The organism is Sphingomonas sp. (genome assembly GCF_004799495.1).
In the GTDB taxonomy this organism is placed as follows: Bacteria; Pseudomonadota; Alphaproteobacteria; order Sphingomonadales; family Sphingomonadaceae; genus Sphingomonas.
This window is the reverse complement of record NZ_SSMY01000011.1, coordinates 415,064-431,983: the sequence shown is the minus strand read 5'-3', so window position 1 is coordinate 431,983 and position 16,920 is coordinate 415,064. Positions and strand designations below refer to the sequence as shown.

Here is a 16,920-nt window from a genome sequence, read left to right as displayed (position 1 = left end):
AATTTACTTCCGCGTCCGCGCCCATCGTCACCCTGAACTTGTTTCACGGTCCATGTCCCGTCATTAGCCGGTAGCTCGCCGCCAGTGGCGTGCATAGATGCTGAAACGAGTTCAGCATGACGGGGAGTAGGGTGGGCGTGCCGAATAAAAGCTTCGTCATTATCGTGGCCGTCGCCTTGTCCGCGTGCGGTGCCCGCATCGTGCCGCCGTCCGGTCCCTCCGCACGCCCCGCGACGCGCCCGCCCGCGCCGGTGCGCCAGCCGACCGCCGCCACGCCCTTGCCGCCGATCGTTAATTCGGTCGCGGTACCCGCCGGCGCGAACGCCGCGGGGGCAGGGCTGGTCGCGGGGCCGCCGGTCGCGTCGCTCGGGATCGACCCTGGTCGCGCCGCCAAGGCGCTCGCCGCGTTCCGCGCGAGTTGCCGCGAACTGATGCGCCGCACCGATCAATCGGGCCTCACGCGCGGCACCGACTGGCAGCCCGCCTGCACCGCCGCGCAAACAACGCGCGATAGCGACGCGGCGGATTTCTTCGCGGCCAATTTCGAAACCGTCCAGGTCGGCGACGGCAAGGCGTTCGCGACGGGTTACTACATCCCCGAAATCCAGGGCTCGCGCGAGAAACGCGCGGGCTACGACGTGCCGATCTACGGCCGCCCGAGCGACCTGATCGATGTCGATCTCGGCAAATTCTCCGACACGCTCAGGGGCAAGTCGATCCGCGGCCGCGTCGACGGCAAGAATTTCGTGCCCTATTACGACCGCACCGAGATCGAGAGCGGGGCGATGACCGCCGCGCCCATCATCGGCTGGGCGGCGGATCCGGCCGCGCTGTTCTTCCTGCAAGTTCAGGGATCGGGCGACGTGCGCCAGCCCGACGGGTCGAGCTTCCGCATCGGCTACGATAGCCAGAACGGCCGCGATTACACCGGCATCGGCAAGCTGATGAAGGATCGCGGGCTGCTCCAGCCGGGCCACGCCTCGATGCAGGACATCGTCGCGTACCTCCGCGCCAACCCCGACCAGGGCCGCGAGATCATGCGCGAAAACAAGTCCTACGTGTTCTTCCGCATCCTCAATGGACCGCCGCTCGGCGCGCTGGGCCTGCCCGTCACCGGCGGGGTGACCGTCGCGGCGGACGTCAAGTTCGTGCCGCTCGGCGCGCCGATCTTCCTGTCGATGGACCGCGTCGACGCGACCGGGCTGTGGGTCGCGCAGGACACCGGCGGCGCGATCAAGGGCAGCAATCGGGTCGACACCTTCTGGGGCAGCGGGCGCGAGGCCGAGGCGATCGCCGGCGGCATGTCGGCGCGCGGCACGGCGTTCCTGCTGTTGCCGATCGGCACCTTGGTGCGGTTGCAGAGTGGCACGACGTCTCAGCCCTGACGAAGCGGCGCTGTGGGCGCGTGTGATGGCGACGGTGACGCCGTTGCCACCAGCGCCGCGCGCGGCGATCGCCGCAGCGCCCGCATCACACGCTAAGCACGCCGGGGCCGCCGCACCGCGCACAGCCGTGCCGACGCCACCGCCCGTCAAGCTGCAAGCACCCGGCACCACGCTCGACGCGAGCTGGGACCGCAAGCTCATGCGCGGGAGCGTCGAGCCCGACGCGACGGTCGATCTGCACGGCCACACGCTGACGTCCGCGTACACGATGCTCGACCAAGCGCTCGAACGGTCGCGGCTGCGTGGCGACCGGGTGATCCTGTTGATCACGGGCAAGCCACCGCGCCGCGACAGCGAGCGCCCGCACGCGCGCGGCGCGATCCGCGCGGCGGTGGGTGACTGGCTGCATGCTTCGCGCCATGCCGGCGCGATCGCCGCGGTGCGCGGCGCGAGCCCGCGCCATGGCGGGGCGGGCGCGCTCTACATCATCCTGCGACGCGCCCGCAGCGGACCGAAATCTTAACCCTTTCCCGGCAATATCCGCCGCAATCGCGTGCATTCGCGCGGGTGGGCGGGGTTGTTTTAGGCACCATGGAATCGGCATCGCTGAAAGGCCGCGCGATTACCTTCGCGCTGTGCGCCGGTGCGGTGGTGTTCATCCTGGCCGTGCTCGCGACGTCGCACGGCTCGATCAGCCTCGACAACCTCGCGCGTGCGCTCATCCCGGCGCTGGTCTGCGCGGTCTTTTCCTGGGCCGCGGCGGAGCGCGCGATCGGCACCACCGCGAGTGCGCTCGACGCCGCGATCGGCCGCATCGTCGAGGCGGCGAGCGGCGATCTCGACAGCCCGATCCCCGACGAAATCGACCATGTCGTCCCGCATCTGTCGAGCGCGATGGGCACCTTGTTCCAGCAAGTCGCCGCCAACCTCGACAGCGTCCAGCGCCTCGCGATGTACGACCCCGTAACCTCACTCCCGAACCGCACGCACTTCCGCCGCGCCGCCGAACGCCAGCTCGCCGAGATGCCGGAGGGCGACGTCGCCGCCTTGCTGTTCATCGACCTCGACCGTTTCAAGGCGGTCAACGACACGATGGGGCATGCCTGCGGCGATATCCTGCTCGGGATGGTCGCCAACCGGCTGCGCGCCGTGGCCGACAGCGTCGCCGCGTCGAACGGCACCGCCAAGCCGCTGATCGGGCGGCTCGCGGGCGACGAGTTCACCATGCTGTTCCCCAAATTGCGCGATGCGAACGAGGCCGCGCGGATCGGGCGCGGCGTGCTCTACGCGCTGACCGAGCCGTTCGATCTGGCGGGCACCGAGGTCGAGGTTGGCGCGTCGATCGGCATCGCGATGCGCCCGGCGCACGGCACCACGCTTCACGACCTGATGGGCGCGGCGGATGCCGCGATGTACCACGCCAAGGCGAACGGGCGTGGCCGTGCCGAGCATTTCTCCGACGCGCTCGCCACGCAACTCGCCGACCGCGCCAAGCTCGAAGTCGACCTGCGCAGCGCGATCGAGCGCGGGCAGTTCGCATTGGTCTATCAGCCGCAAGTGTCGCTGCGCGACGGCCGCATCGTCGCGGCGGAAGCGCTGCTGCGCTGGCGCCACCCGTCGGACGGGATCAAGCTCCCCGCCAGCTTCCTGCAATGCGCCGAGGATACCGGGCTGATCGTCGAAATCGGCGACTGGGTGATCGGCGAAGTCGCGGCGACGATCCGCCGCTGGGCCGATGCGGGGATCGAACAGCGCCTCGCGATCAACATCAGCCAGCGCCAGCTCGACCATGCGCTGTTCTTCCGCCGCCTGCGCGACGCGATGCTCGCTGCGAACGCCCCGGCGCGGCTGCTCGAACTCGAGATCACCGAGACGCTGGCGATGCATTGCAGCGCCGACGTGATCGAGGCGATCGCTGCGCTGCGCGCCGATGGCGCGACGATCGCGATCGACGATTACGGCACCGGCCATTCGAACGTGTCGCGGCTGCGCCAGCTGCCGATCGATCGGGTCAAGCTCGACCGCAGCCTGATCGAGCATATCACCACCGATGCCGAGGCGCGCCAGATCGCGCAGTCGGTGGTCGGGCTGATCCACGGCCTGGGCTGCGAGTCCGTGGCCGAGGGGATCGAACTGGCCGACCAGGTCGACATGCTCAAGGTGATCGGCTGCGACGTGGCGCAGGGCTATGCCGTCGCCGCGCCGATGGATGAGGATGCGTTCGTGGGGTGGTCGCGCGGCGACCAAGGCGAGCGGGCGGCGGGCTAATCACCCCTCTCCCCGTGGGGGAGGGGCAAGCCGCGAAGCGACGCGGGGTGAGGGCAGGGTCGAACGGCTTTCGGCCCTGCCCTCACCCTTCCGTCGCCTTCGGCTCCTCCATCCCTCTCCCAAAGGGAGAAGGAATTACGCGGCCAGCTTCCGCAGCACGTACTGCAGGATGCCGCCGTTGAGGAAATATTCCAGTTCGTTGACGGTATCGATCCGGCAGCGCGTGATGAACGTTTCCTTGCTGCCGTCGGCGCGGGTCAGTTCGACCTCGACGTCCTGGCGCGGGCGAAGCCCGGCGACGTTGCGGATCGTGAACGTCTCGTCGCCGGTCAGCCAGAGCGTCTGGCGCGTCACCCCTTCTGCGAATTGCAGCGGGAGCACGCCCATCCCGACCAGGTTGGAGCGGTGGATTCGCTCGAAGCTCTCGGTGATCACCGCACGCACGCCGAGCAGGTTGGTGCCCTTGGCCGCCCAGTCGCGCGATGATCCCGTGCCATATTCCTTGCCCGCGACGATCACCATCGGAACGCCCTCGGCCTTGAACTTCATCGCGACATCGTAGATCGGCATCGTCTCGCCATTGTAGCGCGACATGCCGCCCTCCACGCCCGGGACCATCTCGTTCCTGATGCGGATATTGGCGAAGGTGCCGCGCACCATCACCTCGTCGTTGCCGCGCCGCGCGCCGTAGGAGTTGAAGTCGGCGCGGCTGACCTGATGCTCCTGCAGGAACGTGCCCGCCGGGCTGTCCGCCTTGATCGATCCGGCCGGCGAGATGTGGTCGGTCGTGATGCTGTCGCCCAAAATCGCGAGCGGCCGCGCGTCGACGATGTCGGCGACCGGCGCCGGGGTCATCGTCATCCCCTCGAAATACGGCGGGTTGTGGATGTAGGTCGACCCGGCGCGCCAAGTGTAGGTGTCCGATCCGAGCACGTCGATCGCGCGCCACTTCTCATCGCCCTGATAGACCGCGCCGTAGCGGCTATCGAACATATCGCGGTCGATGTTCGCGGCCATCGTGTCGGCGACTTCCTGGTTCGAGGGCCAGATGTCCTTCAGGAACACGTCGTTGCCGTCCGATCCTCGCCCGATCGGGGTTTCGACCATGTCCTCGGTCACCGTGCCCTTGAGCGCATAGGCGACGACGAGCGGGGGGGAGGCCAGGAAATTTGCACGGACGTCGGGACTCACGCGCCCCTCAAAATTTCTGTTTCCGCTGAGGACGCTTGCCGCCACCAGATCGTTCTCGTTGATCGCACTCGACAGCTCTGGCGCGAGTGGCCCTGAGTTGCCGATGCACGTCGTGCAGCCATAGCCGACCAAGTTGAACCCGATCGCGTCGAGGTCGGCGGTAAGGCCGGCCTTGGTCAGGTAATCGGTCACCACCTGCGATCCGGGCGCGAGGCTCGTCTTGACCCACGGCTTGGGCTTGAGGCCCTTCTCGCGAGCCTTGCGCGCGACCAGCCCCGCGGCGACCAGCACCGACGGGTTCGAAGTGTTGGTACAGCTCGTGATCGCCGCGATCACCACGTCGCCGTCGCCGATATCGTGGCTGCGGCCCTCCACAGCAACGCGCGCCGGGCGATCCTTCATGTAGAGCTTCGACAGGTCACCATTGAACACCTCGTCGACCTTGCCGAGCGACACGCGATCCTGCGGCCGCTTCGGCCCAGCGAGACTCGCGACCACATCGCCCATGTCGAGCTCGAGCGTGTCGGTGAACACCGGGTCGGGTGCCGCCGCGTCGCGCCAGAACCCCTGCGCCTTGGCATAGGCCTCGGTCAGCGCGATCGTCTCCGCCGGCCGCCCGGTCAGCCGCATGTAATCGAGCGTCGCGTCGTCGACCGGGAAGAACCCGCACGTCGCGCCATATTCGGGCGCCATGTTGGCGATCGTCGCGCGGTCCGCGAGCGTCATCGAATCGAGGCCGGGGCCATAGAACTCCACGAAACGGCCAACGACGCCCTTCTGCCGCAGCATCTGCGTCACGGTCAGCACCAGGTCGGTCGCGGTGATCCCTTCGTTGAGCGCGCCGGTCAGCTTGAACCCGACCACCTCCGGAATCAGCATCGACACCGGCTGCCCCAGCATCGCCGCCTCCGCCTCGATCCCGCCGACGCCCCAGCCGAGCACGCCCAAGCCATTGACCATCGTCGTGTGGCTGTCCGTCCCCACCAACGTATCGGGATACGCGATCGTCGCGCCCGCGCCCCCGGCATGCTCCCCGCTCTCGACCGACGACCACACCGCCCGGCCGATATATTCGAGGTTCACCTGGTGGCATATCCCCGTCCCCGGCGGCACCACGCTGAAATTGTCGAGCGCCTTCGACCCCCATTTGAGGAACTCGTAGCGCTCGAAATTGCGCGCATATTCGAGCTCGACGTTGTCCTCGAACGCCTTGGGCGTGCCGAACTCGTCGACCATCACGCTATGGTCGATGACCAGATGGACGGGCACCAGCGGATTGATCTTCGCCGCGTCGCCGCCCAGCTTCGTGATCGCGTCGCGCATCGCCGCCAGGTCGACCACGCACGGCACGCCGGTGAAATCCTGCATCAGCACGCGCGCCGGGCGATACTGGATCTCGCGGTCGGGCGCGTGCGGGTTCTTCTGCCAGTCGATCACCGCCTGCACGTCCTCGACCGTCACGGTCTTGCCGTCCTCGAACCGCAACAAATTCTCGAGCAGCACCTTCATCGAAAAGGGCAGCCGCGACACGTCGCCGAGCTTCGCCGCCGCCTTGGCGAGGCTGAAATAATCGTAGCTCTTGCCCCCGGCGGTGAGCGTGTCGCGCGTGCCGAGCGTGTCGTGGCCGATGGCGGTCATGCGGGTCCTTTCCCCAGATGTGCGGCCGGTCCGGGGCGCTGGCTGGGGAGGCGGGGGTGACGGCGTGGCGCCCCCCTCGCGCGAGCGCGCCCGGACGGGCGAATGCGAGTGTCGAGGGGGCCGATAGCAGGGGGAAGGGGGAGGGGGAAGGGTGGGGCGTTCCACCGGATTGGGCGGTTATTAGCTTGTAGGGTTGGAAAACTAATGGCAAGAAATTAGCGGGGGCTATGAGCACAGTCGGCACGCTAATCGAACGGATGATGCCACTAGGCACCAATCCTGCCAGTAATAAAGGCGCTTGGGACACGATCCCGCGCGATCCTGTAGATGTGTTTGCAGTAACCGCGACTCTTGTAGAGCGAAGCGGAGCCTATCGCTATGTCGTCAGTCCCCCGATTGGAGGGAACAGTTCCTTTCCTGAATATGCTTTCGATCTTCAGGCGCTTCAAACCGACAAGAAATGGCCAAAGATCGCAAAAGCCTGGGCGATGGGTCTGTCGCCCAACATGGTTCGCGAGGGGACGGTCTGGGACGAGTTTGAGACAGAGATGCTCGCGCACGTTCCGGAGAAAACCGCTGATGAAAAGGCGGAATATGAACGAATTTTTGAGGTCCCTTATTATTCTTTTGCCGACTTAGAGAAGGTCGATGTCAATCCGCTCCAGGAGTTATGGAGCGTCCTTATCGCCAAGTATCATGACGAAAAAATCGTTACGCCTGATGTGGGTCCGGCTTGGTGGAGTGCAGCGCTTTATCTCATGATTCTAGCCGACATGTCCTGTGTGGGCGTGGGTTTCAGGAAGCGAAAAAGAGAAGGCGTCTATTCGGTAGAATCCGTGGTGCAACAGCGCATTATCAAGCGTGCGCTAGACGCCAACAATCAGGGTCGGCCATATCTCACGACGATTGCAAGTGATGATGTGGACGGCGATTTTTGCGCCGTGCTGCCCAAAACGAGGACTGCGTCGGTTGGCTGTACGTTGCGGTCGCTCTCACATAATCTTGCGCTCTTGCCATCACCTGGCCTGGTGGAAACGCATTGGCGAATTTCTGGCCAAGCACCGCCGCGTGCAGTCGCCGGCGGCAATGACGATAAGGGCTTACCCCTTAACTTGCTGCTGGTGCCGTTTCCGTATCGCATAACGTCAAACTGCTTCGTTGGTTTGAAGGACTCCGAGGAAGAACAGCGAGACTGGTCTTTCTTCAAAAGCGAGCAACGATGGCTGAACAAGTCGGGTCATACGTCGTCCGAGGTGACGGGGCACGACGACGGAAGCGCGACATGGCTAGGGCGTTTTGTTGCCGATCTCGTTCAACGAGCGGCAAGCGACATGGGCAAAATACATGGGGTGGTTTTACCGGAATATGCCCTTGACGCGTCCACGTTTGAGGCCATTTGGAAGGAGTGTATCTCTCATAGCGCGCAGACGGGGTTGGAGTTCATCGTCGCAGGATTGAGCGAGGAGCCAGGGAAAACCGATAGCGCCAAACCTCGTCACGGAAATTTTGTCGCGGTTCGCGGCGTCAAGCAATCCGGAAATGCACAGGCCAATTCGCACGCCGACTATGACTTCAACAGCTACAGGGAAAAACACCACCGCTGGAAATTGAATAAGCCTCAGATCGAGCGGTACAGCCTTTCGTCACAACTCGCGCCGGCCAAAAGTTGGTGGGAGGCCATTCCGCTCGGCCGCAGAGTAGTTGAATTTTTCGAACCTCGGGCTGGAACGTCCATGACGGTTCTGATATGCGAAGATCTCGCTCGTTCGGACCCTTGTCAGACGGTCGTTCGCTCTATTGGCCCTAACCTCGTCCTTGCGTTGTTGATGGACGGCCCGCAACGGAGATTTCGATGGCCGGGCCATTACGCAGGCGTGCTAGCCGATGATCCGGGTTCGTCGGTTTTGACGATGACGTCATATGGCTTGATCGCGCGCGGTGCCGCCGCTGATGAAAGCCAAAGCCAGAGCATTGCGTTTTTCCGAAATTCTCTTGGCAGGGATCGAGAATTGTTTCTCCCCGCTGGCTTTCATGCGCTCGCCGTGTCGCTGCGGGCTGAACCCAAGACCGAGCATACGTTGGACGGGCGGGGCGACGCTGCGGCGGCATTCATTTGGGGCTTGCACGATGTTAGCGCCGTAAAAATTCCGATCACCGACGACAATCGGTGGATCGTGGAAGGCGTGCGGTGAATGTCGCAACTTTCGTTACACTTTTTCGCTATTTCGTGACCTGCGAGGAGGCTAGGTAGGCGCCATGGCATTTTCAGAACGTGGTAAAGCTGACGCTGCGGCGCTTGAGTCGTACGTAAGTGATTTCTCGCACGTGATCGATTTATGGGGACGAGTAGAAATCCGACCAGTCCTTGTTCACAAAATTGTGCCGAAGCGGAAAAAAGAAAAAAAGAAGGCCGTTGCGGAATAGCGGCCAGTGATGTGTTCTATCCTTTCCGCAAAAGCCCCCGCCTTATGCGCCGCCCGCTTCCCCTCGTCCGTCTCCACGATAAACTCGGGATTGTCCTTCGACGCGGCGACCTTGTGGTCCTTGATCCGGGTCGGACCCTTCCAAGGGCAGCGACGCGGAACTGAATTCCGCGTCGTCGGTCGGCGCTCGCAGCGCCGCCGGCCGGTCGCGCCTCGAGGCGGAAATTAGCAGCGCTAATTTCTTGCCTGGCGCGACTTCTCCACGACCTTGCCGTGCGCGGTGCCGCCGTGGCTTTTCCAGCTGACCTTTTCGCCGGTCTTCGGGTCCTTCGTCATGCGCGCCTCCGTGGGTGGGTGAGGTGACAGCGCGCGAGCGGGGCGGGGCGTTCCCGCACATTCCATTTTCCTACACGGTGGCATCTAGGATAAATGACCCGCTCCCTTTTCTCCCGGAGCGCCCTATGCCGTCCTCCCCACGATCCTTTTCCCGCTGGACCGTCGACGCCGAGATCGCCTTTGTCGTCGCGCTCAAGCTGCACGGGCGCGCGCATGCCGCGGCGGCGGAGATCGGGCGGACGGTCTCCGGCGCGTATCACCGGCGCAAGCGGCTGCCCGATTTCGCGGCGAAGTGGGATGCGGCGATCGAGGACTGGCGGCGGCGCATGGGGGCCGACCGCGCGCCGCCCGCGCCCGATCGCGACGATCTGCCGATCGTCGAGCGCTTCGACGGCTTCACCAAGCAACGCCGCCGCGCCTTCCTGCGCAAGCTCACCGATACGGGCGATGTCGAGGAAGCGTGCGCCTATGTCCGGCTGTCGGTTTATCAGGCGCGGCAGTTGCGGCGCGATCACCCGTCGTTCCGCGCGGCGTGGGACCGCGCGCTGGAGCAATCGGTCGCGACGCTGGAACAGGCCGCGATCGAGCGCGCGCTGCACGGTGTGGAGGAGCCGGTGTGGCACGCCGGCAAGATCGTCGGCACGCGGCGGCGCTATTCGGACGGGCTGTTGCGCACGATGGTGACGCGCGGCGGTCCGGCGCAGCGCAAGGACCCGGCGGCGCCCAAGCGCCAGACGAGGCAGGAGCTGATCGCCGCCGCCCAGGCAGCGGCGCGGCTGGCCGGGGGGCACTTCGCGTTCGGAACGCGCCAGCAGTTGTGCGACGACGCATTCGAGACCCTGCGGGTCAAGCTCGAGAAGATGGAGGCGCACTTGAAGCGCAAGGCGGCGGAAAAGCGCGCGGCGGACAAGGCGAAACGCGCGGCGGCGCGCGAGGCGAAGCTGGCGGCGGAGCGGGCGAAGCAGGAAGTGCTGCCGCCGCTCGCCGACGGCGAGGAGGGGCCGGCGGTGCGGGTGGGGTAGATCCTCCCCGTTCACGGGGAGGGGGACCGCCAGCGCAGCTGGGGGTGGAGGGGCGGGCCGGAGCGCGTCACTCGCGGAAATCCCCCTCCGTCGCGCTACGCGCGTGTTCGGGCGAGATCGTGCCTCCCAGGCACAATCTTGGCAGGCTGGGAGCCGCCAAAACCCGAACACTCCCCGTGAACGGGGAGGATTTCAGAAGAGCGTCGTCAGCCCGTAGAACAGCGCGCCGACCGCGGCGCTCGCGGGGATGGTGATCACCCACGCGACCACGACGTTCTGCGCCACGCCCCAGCGCACCGCCGACGCGCGCCGGGCGACGCCCGCGCCGATCACGCAGCCGGTGATCGTGTGCGTGGTCGACACCGGGATGCCGAGGAGACTGGCGCCGAAGATCGTGATCGACCCGCCGGCCGACGCGCTGAAGCCCTGGTGCTGCGACAGCTTGGTGATGCGGCTGCCCATCGTCTCGATGATCTTCCACCCGCCCGACAGCGTGCCGAGCCCCATCGCGAGGTAACAGCTGATCGCGACCCAGTGCGGGATCTCGAACTTGCCCGCGAGATGTCCGGTCGAAAACAGCAGAACGGTGATGATCCCCATCGTCTTCTGCGCGTCGTTGAGGCCGTGGCTGAGCGAGAAAGCGGCCGAGGAGAGCAGGTGGAGGTAGCGGAACGACGTCTCCGCGCCCTTGTTGCTCGCGCCCCTGAACCCCCAGCTCGACACCAGCATCACGAGCATCGACACCGCCATCCCGATCAGCGGCGAGAGCACGATGAACAGGAGCGTCTTGTTGAGCCCCGCCCACTGGATCGCGCCGAACCCGGCATGCGCGACGCCCGCGCCGATCACGCCGCCGACCAAAGCGTGGCTGGAGGAGGAGGGAATACCCTTGAGCCAGGTCACCACGTTCCAGAACATCGCCCCGACCAGCGCGCCGAACACCACGCCGGGGGTGACGAGGTTCTTGTCGATCAGCCCCTTGCCCATCGTCTCCGCGACCTTGTGCAGCGACGGGAAGGTGATCGTCAGGAAATAGGCCGCGAAGTTGAAGAAGCCCGCGAAGATCACCGCGTGGACGGGCTTCAAGAGCCGCGTGGAGACGACCGTCGCGATCGAATTCGCCGCGTCGTGCAGGCCGTTGAGGAAATCGAACGCCAGCGCGACCACGATCAGGCCGATCAGCAGCGGGAGGGCAAGCTCGTGCATCTGGGCGGCCCCTTCAGGCGTGATCGATGACGATACCGTCGATCTCGTTCGCGACGTCCTCGAACGCGTCGACCACGCGCTCGAGGTGCTTGAACACTTCGCGCGCGACCATGAAGCGGATCGTGTCGTTCCCCGCATATTGCTTGAACATGCGCTTCAGGCCCGCGTTGTGGATTTCGTCGGCCTGGCTTTCCATGCGGACGATGCGCTCGGTCAGCTCGTGGAGCCGCTGGCCGTTGCCGCCGACATCGCGGAGCAGCGGCATCGCTTCGGCGGTGAGCCGCGCGGCGTCGACGATGATCGCCGCCATGTCCTTCATTTCCTGCTCGAAGGTGCGGATCTCGTACAGGTCCATCGCCTGCACCGCGGCCTGCATCTCGTCGATCGTGTCGTCCATCGCGCCGATCAACGCGGTGATCGCGCCGCGGTCGAACGGGGTCAGGAAGGTCTCGCGCACGGTCTTGAGCACCTCGCGCGTGATGTTGTCGGCGTCGTGCTCGCGCTCGATCACTTCGCGGATATGGTCCGCCGCCGCGCCATCGTCCGCGACCAGCCGCGCCATCGCGTCCGCCGCGCTGACGATCGTCACCGCGTGCGCCTCGAACTGGTCGAAGAAATTGCCCTGCTTGGGAAGAAGGCGCTGGAACCATGCGAACATAGGACTGATCCTGGACTGAGTAGCGGCGATCACGCCGAGCCGCTTGGTCGCGGCCTTGAATTCGGACGGGCCGAACGAACGGATGAGGTCGGCGAGGTCGGGCTCCTCGACCATGTCGGCGGCGTCGTTGAGGGAGACCCAGCGGCGCTCGCGCTGCGACTGTTCCTTCCAATGGTCGAGCTCGCGATTGACCGCGAGCGGGAAGACGTCGACGTCGACCATCAGCGAGGCGCCGTTGCGCTGGCGCTTGCGGTAGCGGTAGCTGCCGAGCGGCGTCGGACACACCAGCCCGCGCACGCCCGCTTCCTCGTCGGCTTCGATCGCGGCGGCGGCGTGCGGCTCGTAGCCCGACGATGGATTGCCCTTGGGGATCACCCAGCGCTTGTTCTCGCGGCTCGTGATGAGCAACACGCGCACGGCCGCATCCGACGCGGTTCCGTCGGTGCGATAGGGCAAGGCGGCGATCTGGCGAATGAAATAGCTCCCCGGCGCCCGCGAATCTCCGGGGCGGCGTATCGGCTCTATTGCGATAATATGACAGTGCTGTGAAACAGCGACCATGCGGTGGTGGCTCGCCTTGCTGATGCTTTTCGCGGCGCTTCCCGCGCACGCCCAAACCGCGCCCGAGCCGCCGCCGTGCCGCCGCGTCGGCGACGTTCCGAGCATCCGCTTCGATCCCGCGGCCCTGACGCGGCTCGCCGAGATCGGGCTCGACCGCGCGGGGATCTTCGCGCGGATGGCGGAGACGTCGATCCCGGAGACGATGGGGTGCTGGGCGATGCCGACCGGCAATTTCGACAGCCAGTTGATCTCGGTCGGGATGGCGCAGTGGAATTTCGGGACGGGGAGCCTGCAGCCGGTGCTCGCGGCATGGCGCGGCCAATTCCGCCACAAACGCGATTTCAAGCGCGCGCGCGACACGCTGATGCCGGCCTATGGCAAATTGCTGTTCTCGAAGGACTGCCTCGCGGTGCCGGTCGCCGACAAGTGCCGCACCGCGATCCTGGCGGCGGAGGACGAGAAAGGCCGGCTCAACCCCGTTCTTGCCGCCGAGTTGACCGCGTTGTTCGAAAGCGATGCGATGCTCCAGGTGCAGGCCGACACCTATGTCGTGCTGCTCGACAAGGTGCGGCTCGACCTGCTGCGCGTATTCCCCGCCGGCCCGATGACGCTACGCAAGGTGCGCTGGGCGATCGACACGCGCGTCCAGCAAGGGTTCCTGCCCGGCGACGAGGATGTGGCACGGCTGCGAGCCAAGCTGGCGGCGATGCCCGAAGCCGAGCGCTGGCCCCGGCTGCGCGCGATCATCGACTGGTACGGCGCGCTCGCGCGGACGATCGACGAGGACGGTGTGTCGCGCGACGCGCCGTGGAACGTCGCGGCGTGGAACTGTCTGATCGACGCCGGCCGCATCGACCCCGAGCAATACGAGCTGATGAGCCTGACCTTCCTGCGCAGCCGCACCGCGATCGGCAATTCGGGCCGCTGGCAGGCGCTGGCGTTCGAACGCCGCGCGAAGATCGTGCTCGGCGTGGGCAGCGTCAGCGGGGTGCGCGACGGAATGTGCCCGGCCTAAAGAAACGCTTGGTCGCGATGCCGCCAGCGCCGCGCTAGCTTGGCCGGCGACGGGAGGGACAGGAAGATGGGAACCGCCGCCGCCAAGCTGCCACGGCCCGGGCCGGTCACGACGGGCGAAGCATTCCGGGTGTGGCTCAGGATCGCCGCTTTGTCGTTCGGCGGCCCCGCCGGGCAGATCGCGGTGATGCACCGCATTCTGGTCGAGGAAAAGCGCTGGATCGGCGAGCAGCGTTTCCTGCATGCGCTCAACTATTGCATGCTGCTGCCCGGGCCCGAGGCGCAGCAACTCGCGACCTATATCGGCTGGCTGATGCACCGGACGCGCGGCGGGATCATCGCGGGCGTGCTGTTCGTGCTGCCCGGCGCGGTGGCGATCATGGCGCTCAGCTGGGTGTACGTGCTGTACGGCAAGCTGGGCATCGTCTCGGCGCTGTTTTTCGGGTTGAAGGCGGCGGTGCTGGCGATCGTCCTGCAGGCGGTGGCACGGATCGGCAAACGGGCGCTGGGCAACCCGGTCATGCGCACGGTCGCGGCTGTGGCATTCGTCGCGATCTTCTTTCTCGGGGTGGGGTTTCCACTCGTCGTGCTGGCGGCGGGGGTGATCGGTTTCGTCGGTGCGCGGCGCGGCGTAGCGGGATTTGCCGGGGGCGGCGCGCACGGACCCGCCGGCGGCACAACGGTCGCCGACGCCGATACGCTGCTCGGCGAGGACCTCCCCGGTCATGCCAGGCCTGCGCTCGGGCAATCGCTGCGTACCGCGCTGCTGTGGCTGGCGCTGTGGCTGGCGCCGGTCGCCGCGTTGCTGGTGCTGCTGGGCCACGGAAACGTGTTCAGCCAGATCGCGACGTTCTTTTCCGCGATGGCGGCGGTCACGTTCGGCGGCGCCTATGCGGTGCTCGCCTATGTCGCGCAAGAGGCGGTGCAATCGTACCACTGGCTCAGCCCGGGGGAGATGCTCGACGGGCTGGGCATGGCGGAAACGACGCCCGGGCCCCTGATCATGGTGCTGCAATTCGTCGGCTTCCTGGGCGCGTACCGTCACCCCGGGGCGTTGCCGCCGTTGCTCGCGGGATCGCTCGGCGGGTTGCTCGCCACCTGGGTGACCTTCGTGCCGTGCTTCCTGTGGATTTTCCTCGGCGCCCCGTTCATCGAACGTCTGCGCGGCAACGCGGCGTTGGCGGGCGCGCTGTCGGCGATCACCGCCGCGGTGGTCGGCGTGATACTCAACCTGGCGGTGTGGTTCGCGCTCCACACGCTGTTCCATGCGACGATGCCGGTCGTCGCGGGGCCGTTGCGGTTCGATCTGCCGGTCGTGGCCAGCCTTGACCCCTGGGCCCTGGTGCTGGCGGTGGCGGCGATCGTCGCGATGTTCCGGTTCAAGGCCGGCGTCATCGTCACGCTGGGCGCGAGCTCGGCGTTAGGGATCGGGCTTTATCTCACAGGATCGATCGCGACGTAGAGGGTAGCGGTGGCTCTCGACGGCGGCTGGTGTCGCTCATCTGGTCGATATCCCGACCTGCGACCGCCACGTCGTCAAGCCGTGGTTCGACGGCAAGATCGGCTTCTCGCCGCCGACGCCCGACCTGACCGCGCAGGGGTTCCCGCTGGTCGGCGAACGGCTTGGCTTATTACGCGGTCTCCGACGTGGCGCCGGGCGACCTCGCGCAGCTCGAGCAGCGTTTCCGCGCGGCGCCCTGACCTCAGGCACCTAATCCACGTTAGCGCGTTATTGCCCGCGCTGCGGCGTCTGCGCCGTGGCCTGTACCCGCGTGAAAAGGGGACCGACATGACGACATTTACTCACAAACTCTATCTGTTCGGCTGCAAGGTGTCCGATCGCGGCGCCAATTTGTCGGGGCATCCCGCCGCCATCGCGCTCGTCGCGATCTTCTGCGCGGTATGGTTCGTCGAGGGCGGTCCCAAGGGCGTGAATACGCTGACGCTGATCCTGTCGGTGCTGGCGATCACGCTCACGCAGATGGTGCTCAACCAGCAGCGACGATCCGAAGCGGCGCTGCACATGAAGATCGACGAACTGATCCTGGCGAAACGCGGCGCGCGCGACGAGCTCGCCGGGATCGAGCGCAAGACCGAGGACGAGATCGAGAAATTGCGGCGCCACGACGAGGTGCCGCGCGATTGCGACGCCGATGTCGACCAGCCGCGCCCCTCGGCCGTGGCGACGACGGTCGTCGCCTGATCCGCGCGGTTACTTCTTCTTGCCGTTGCGGTTGAGCGCGATCGCTGCCTTGACCAGGGCGGACAACGCGGCTTCGTCGACCACGTCGCCCTCGTGGAAATCGATCGCGCGGCGGACGTTGCCCTCAAGGCTCGAATTGAACAGCTTCTTCGGGTCGTCGAGTGCCGCGCCCTTGGCGAACGTCATCTTTATCGCTGCCTTGTAGCTTTCCCCGGTGCAGACCAAGCCGTCGCAATACCAAGTCGGCACCCCGCGCCATTTCCATTCCTCGACGATATGCGGGTCGGCTGCGAGCACCACCGCGCGCACCTTGGCGAACATGTCGCCGCGCCAGTCGCCGAGGTCCGCGATGCGCTGGTCGATCAGCTCGGATGGGGTCTTGTCGGTCATCACTTCCTCGCGTGTTGGTGCTTGCGGAACCGCTCTAACCGGCAGAGGGTTGGACGCGAAACGAAATCAAGGAGGGCGGTATGCGCGGTCTGGCGATGGCGGGAGTGGCGCTGATGGCGCTGGTGACGCTGGCAGGATGTTCGCACGAGGAGGAGCGGGTCGGCGCGCCCGTCGCGGGCGGGCGAGTTGCGGTGGCGATGCTGCGGACGCCCTCGGGTCAGGATGTCGGCCGCGCGACGGTGCGCGAGGTGGCGGGGGGCTTGCGCGTCACGATCGACGCGCGGCTCCTGCCGCCCGGCATGCACGGCGCCCACCTCCACACCGTCGGGCGCTGCGAGGGGCCGGACTTCGCCAGCGCCGGGCCGCACTGGAACCCGACCGGCATGAAGCACGGCTCGATGAACCCGCAGGGACCGCATGAAGGCGATTTGCCCAATCTGGTCGTCGGGGCGGACGGGCGCGGGACGATCGGCGTCAATATCCCGGGTGCGAGCTTCGACACGTTGATCGACGCCGACGGCGCGGCGATGGTCGTCCATGCCGGGCCCGACGATCTGATGACCGACCCGTCGGGCAATTCGGGCGGGCGGATCGCGTGCGGGGTGTTCGTCGCGGGGTAGGATTC

Annotated in this window: 14 protein-coding genes and 1 pseudogene; 10 read left to right on the top strand and 5 right to left on the bottom strand. The window is 66.3% G+C overall.

Translation table 11 applies throughout. The features are described from left to right. The first annotated feature begins 137 nt into the window (after positions 1 to 137). From E7773_RS13620 to E7773_RS13610, 3 genes are all read left to right on the top strand, one after another. Entirely contained in the window at positions 138 to 1,385 is a 1,248-nt protein-coding gene (locus E7773_RS13620) for a murein transglycosylase A (RefSeq protein WP_293992235.1), read from the top strand. Beyond that, entirely contained in the window at positions 1,363 to 1,908 is a 546-nt protein-coding gene (locus E7773_RS13615) for a Smr/MutS family protein (RefSeq protein ID WP_293992233.1), read from the top strand. Before E7773_RS13620 ends, E7773_RS13615 begins: the two co-directional genes overlap by 23 nt. A gap of 68 nt (positions 1,909 to 1,976) precedes the next feature. After that, positions 1,977 to 3,653 (top strand): EAL domain-containing protein, encoded by a 1,677-nt coding sequence (locus tag E7773_RS13610; protein WP_293992231.1) that lies wholly within the window; start codon positions 1,977 to 1,979, stop codon positions 3,651 to 3,653. Positions 3,654 to 3,788: 135 nt separating this feature from the next. On the opposite strand, the gene acnA is transcribed toward E7773_RS13610, so the two are convergent. Next, on the bottom strand, positions 3,789 to 6,482 hold the full coding sequence (gene acnA, locus E7773_RS13605) for an aconitate hydratase AcnA (RefSeq protein WP_293992229.1): 2,694 nt from the start codon (positions 6,480 to 6,482) through the stop codon (positions 3,789 to 3,791). 227 nt (positions 6,483 to 6,709) lie between these two features. Here acnA and E7773_RS13600 point away from each other — a divergent pair, with 227 nt between their 5' ends. Together E7773_RS13600 and E7773_RS13595 are read left to right on the top strand one after the other, a co-directional pair. Next, a complete protein-coding gene (locus E7773_RS13600; protein ID WP_293992227.1) occupies positions 6,710 to 8,674 on the top strand; it encodes a hypothetical protein in 1,965 nt (654 codons plus the stop codon). Between the two features lie 64 nt (positions 8,675 to 8,738). Next, on the top strand, positions 8,739 to 8,906 hold the full coding sequence (locus E7773_RS13595) for a hypothetical protein (protein ID WP_293992326.1): 168 nt from the start codon (positions 8,739 to 8,741) through the stop codon (positions 8,904 to 8,906). On the opposite strand, the pseudogene E7773_RS13590 reads toward E7773_RS13595, so the two are convergent. Next, positions 8,852 to 9,241: pseudogene (locus E7773_RS13590) on the bottom strand (DUF2945 domain-containing protein). The gene E7773_RS13595 and the pseudogene E7773_RS13590 sit on opposite strands and share 55 nt — an antisense overlap. Positions 9,242 to 9,366: 125 nt before the next feature. Here E7773_RS13590 and E7773_RS13585 point away from each other — a divergent pair. Continuing rightward, complete coding sequence (locus tag E7773_RS13585) at positions 9,367 to 10,263, top strand: hypothetical protein (RefSeq protein WP_293992225.1); 897 nt, start codon at positions 9,367 to 9,369, stop codon at positions 10,261 to 10,263. A 192-nt stretch (positions 10,264 to 10,455) separates the two neighbouring features. Here the strand turns inward: E7773_RS13585 and E7773_RS13580 are convergent, their stop codons facing one another. Both E7773_RS13580 and E7773_RS13575 read right to left on the bottom strand, forming a co-directional pair. Beyond that, complete coding sequence (locus tag E7773_RS13580) at positions 10,456 to 11,469, bottom strand: inorganic phosphate transporter (protein ID WP_293992223.1); 1,014 nt, start codon at positions 11,467 to 11,469, stop codon at positions 10,456 to 10,458. 13 nt (positions 11,470 to 11,482) lie between these two features. Then, positions 11,483 to 12,583: a DUF47 family protein gene (locus tag E7773_RS13575; protein WP_293992222.1), complete on the bottom strand. Its 1,101-nt coding sequence runs from the start codon at positions 12,581 to 12,583 to the stop codon at positions 11,483 to 11,485. Between the two features lie 103 nt (positions 12,584 to 12,686). On the opposite strand from E7773_RS13575, the gene E7773_RS13570 reads away from it, so the two are divergent. The 3 genes from E7773_RS13570 to E7773_RS13560 all read left to right on the top strand — a co-directional run bounded on the left by E7773_RS13570 (position 12,687) and on the right by E7773_RS13560 (position 15,905). Next, positions 12,687 to 13,703 (top strand): hypothetical protein, encoded by a 1,017-nt coding sequence (locus tag E7773_RS13570; protein ID WP_293992221.1) that lies wholly within the window; start codon positions 12,687 to 12,689, stop codon positions 13,701 to 13,703. Positions 13,704 to 13,769: 66 nt separating this feature from the next. Next, entirely contained in the window at positions 13,770 to 15,164 is a 1,395-nt protein-coding gene (gene chrA / locus E7773_RS13565; RefSeq protein ID WP_293992218.1) for a chromate efflux transporter, read from the top strand. Between the two features lie 327 nt (positions 15,165 to 15,491). Continuing rightward, positions 15,492 to 15,905, top strand: a complete 414-nt coding sequence (locus E7773_RS13560) for a low affinity iron permease family protein (protein ID WP_293992215.1) — start codon at positions 15,492 to 15,494, stop codon at positions 15,903 to 15,905. 9 nt (positions 15,906 to 15,914) lie between these two features. Here the strand turns inward: E7773_RS13560 and E7773_RS13555 are convergent, their stop codons facing one another. After that, the gene (locus E7773_RS13555) at positions 15,915 to 16,295 is read right to left on the bottom strand and encodes a DUF1801 domain-containing protein (protein ID WP_293992213.1); all 381 of its coding nucleotides are present in this window, start codon (positions 16,293 to 16,295) and stop codon (positions 15,915 to 15,917) included. Between the two features lie 80 nt (positions 16,296 to 16,375). Here E7773_RS13555 and E7773_RS13550 point away from each other — a divergent pair, with 80 nt between their 5' ends. After that, on the top strand, positions 16,376 to 16,915 hold the full coding sequence (locus E7773_RS13550; RefSeq protein ID WP_293992211.1) for a superoxide dismutase family protein: 540 nt from the start codon (positions 16,376 to 16,378) through the stop codon (positions 16,913 to 16,915). The last annotated feature ends 5 nt before the right edge of the window (positions 16,916 to 16,920 follow it).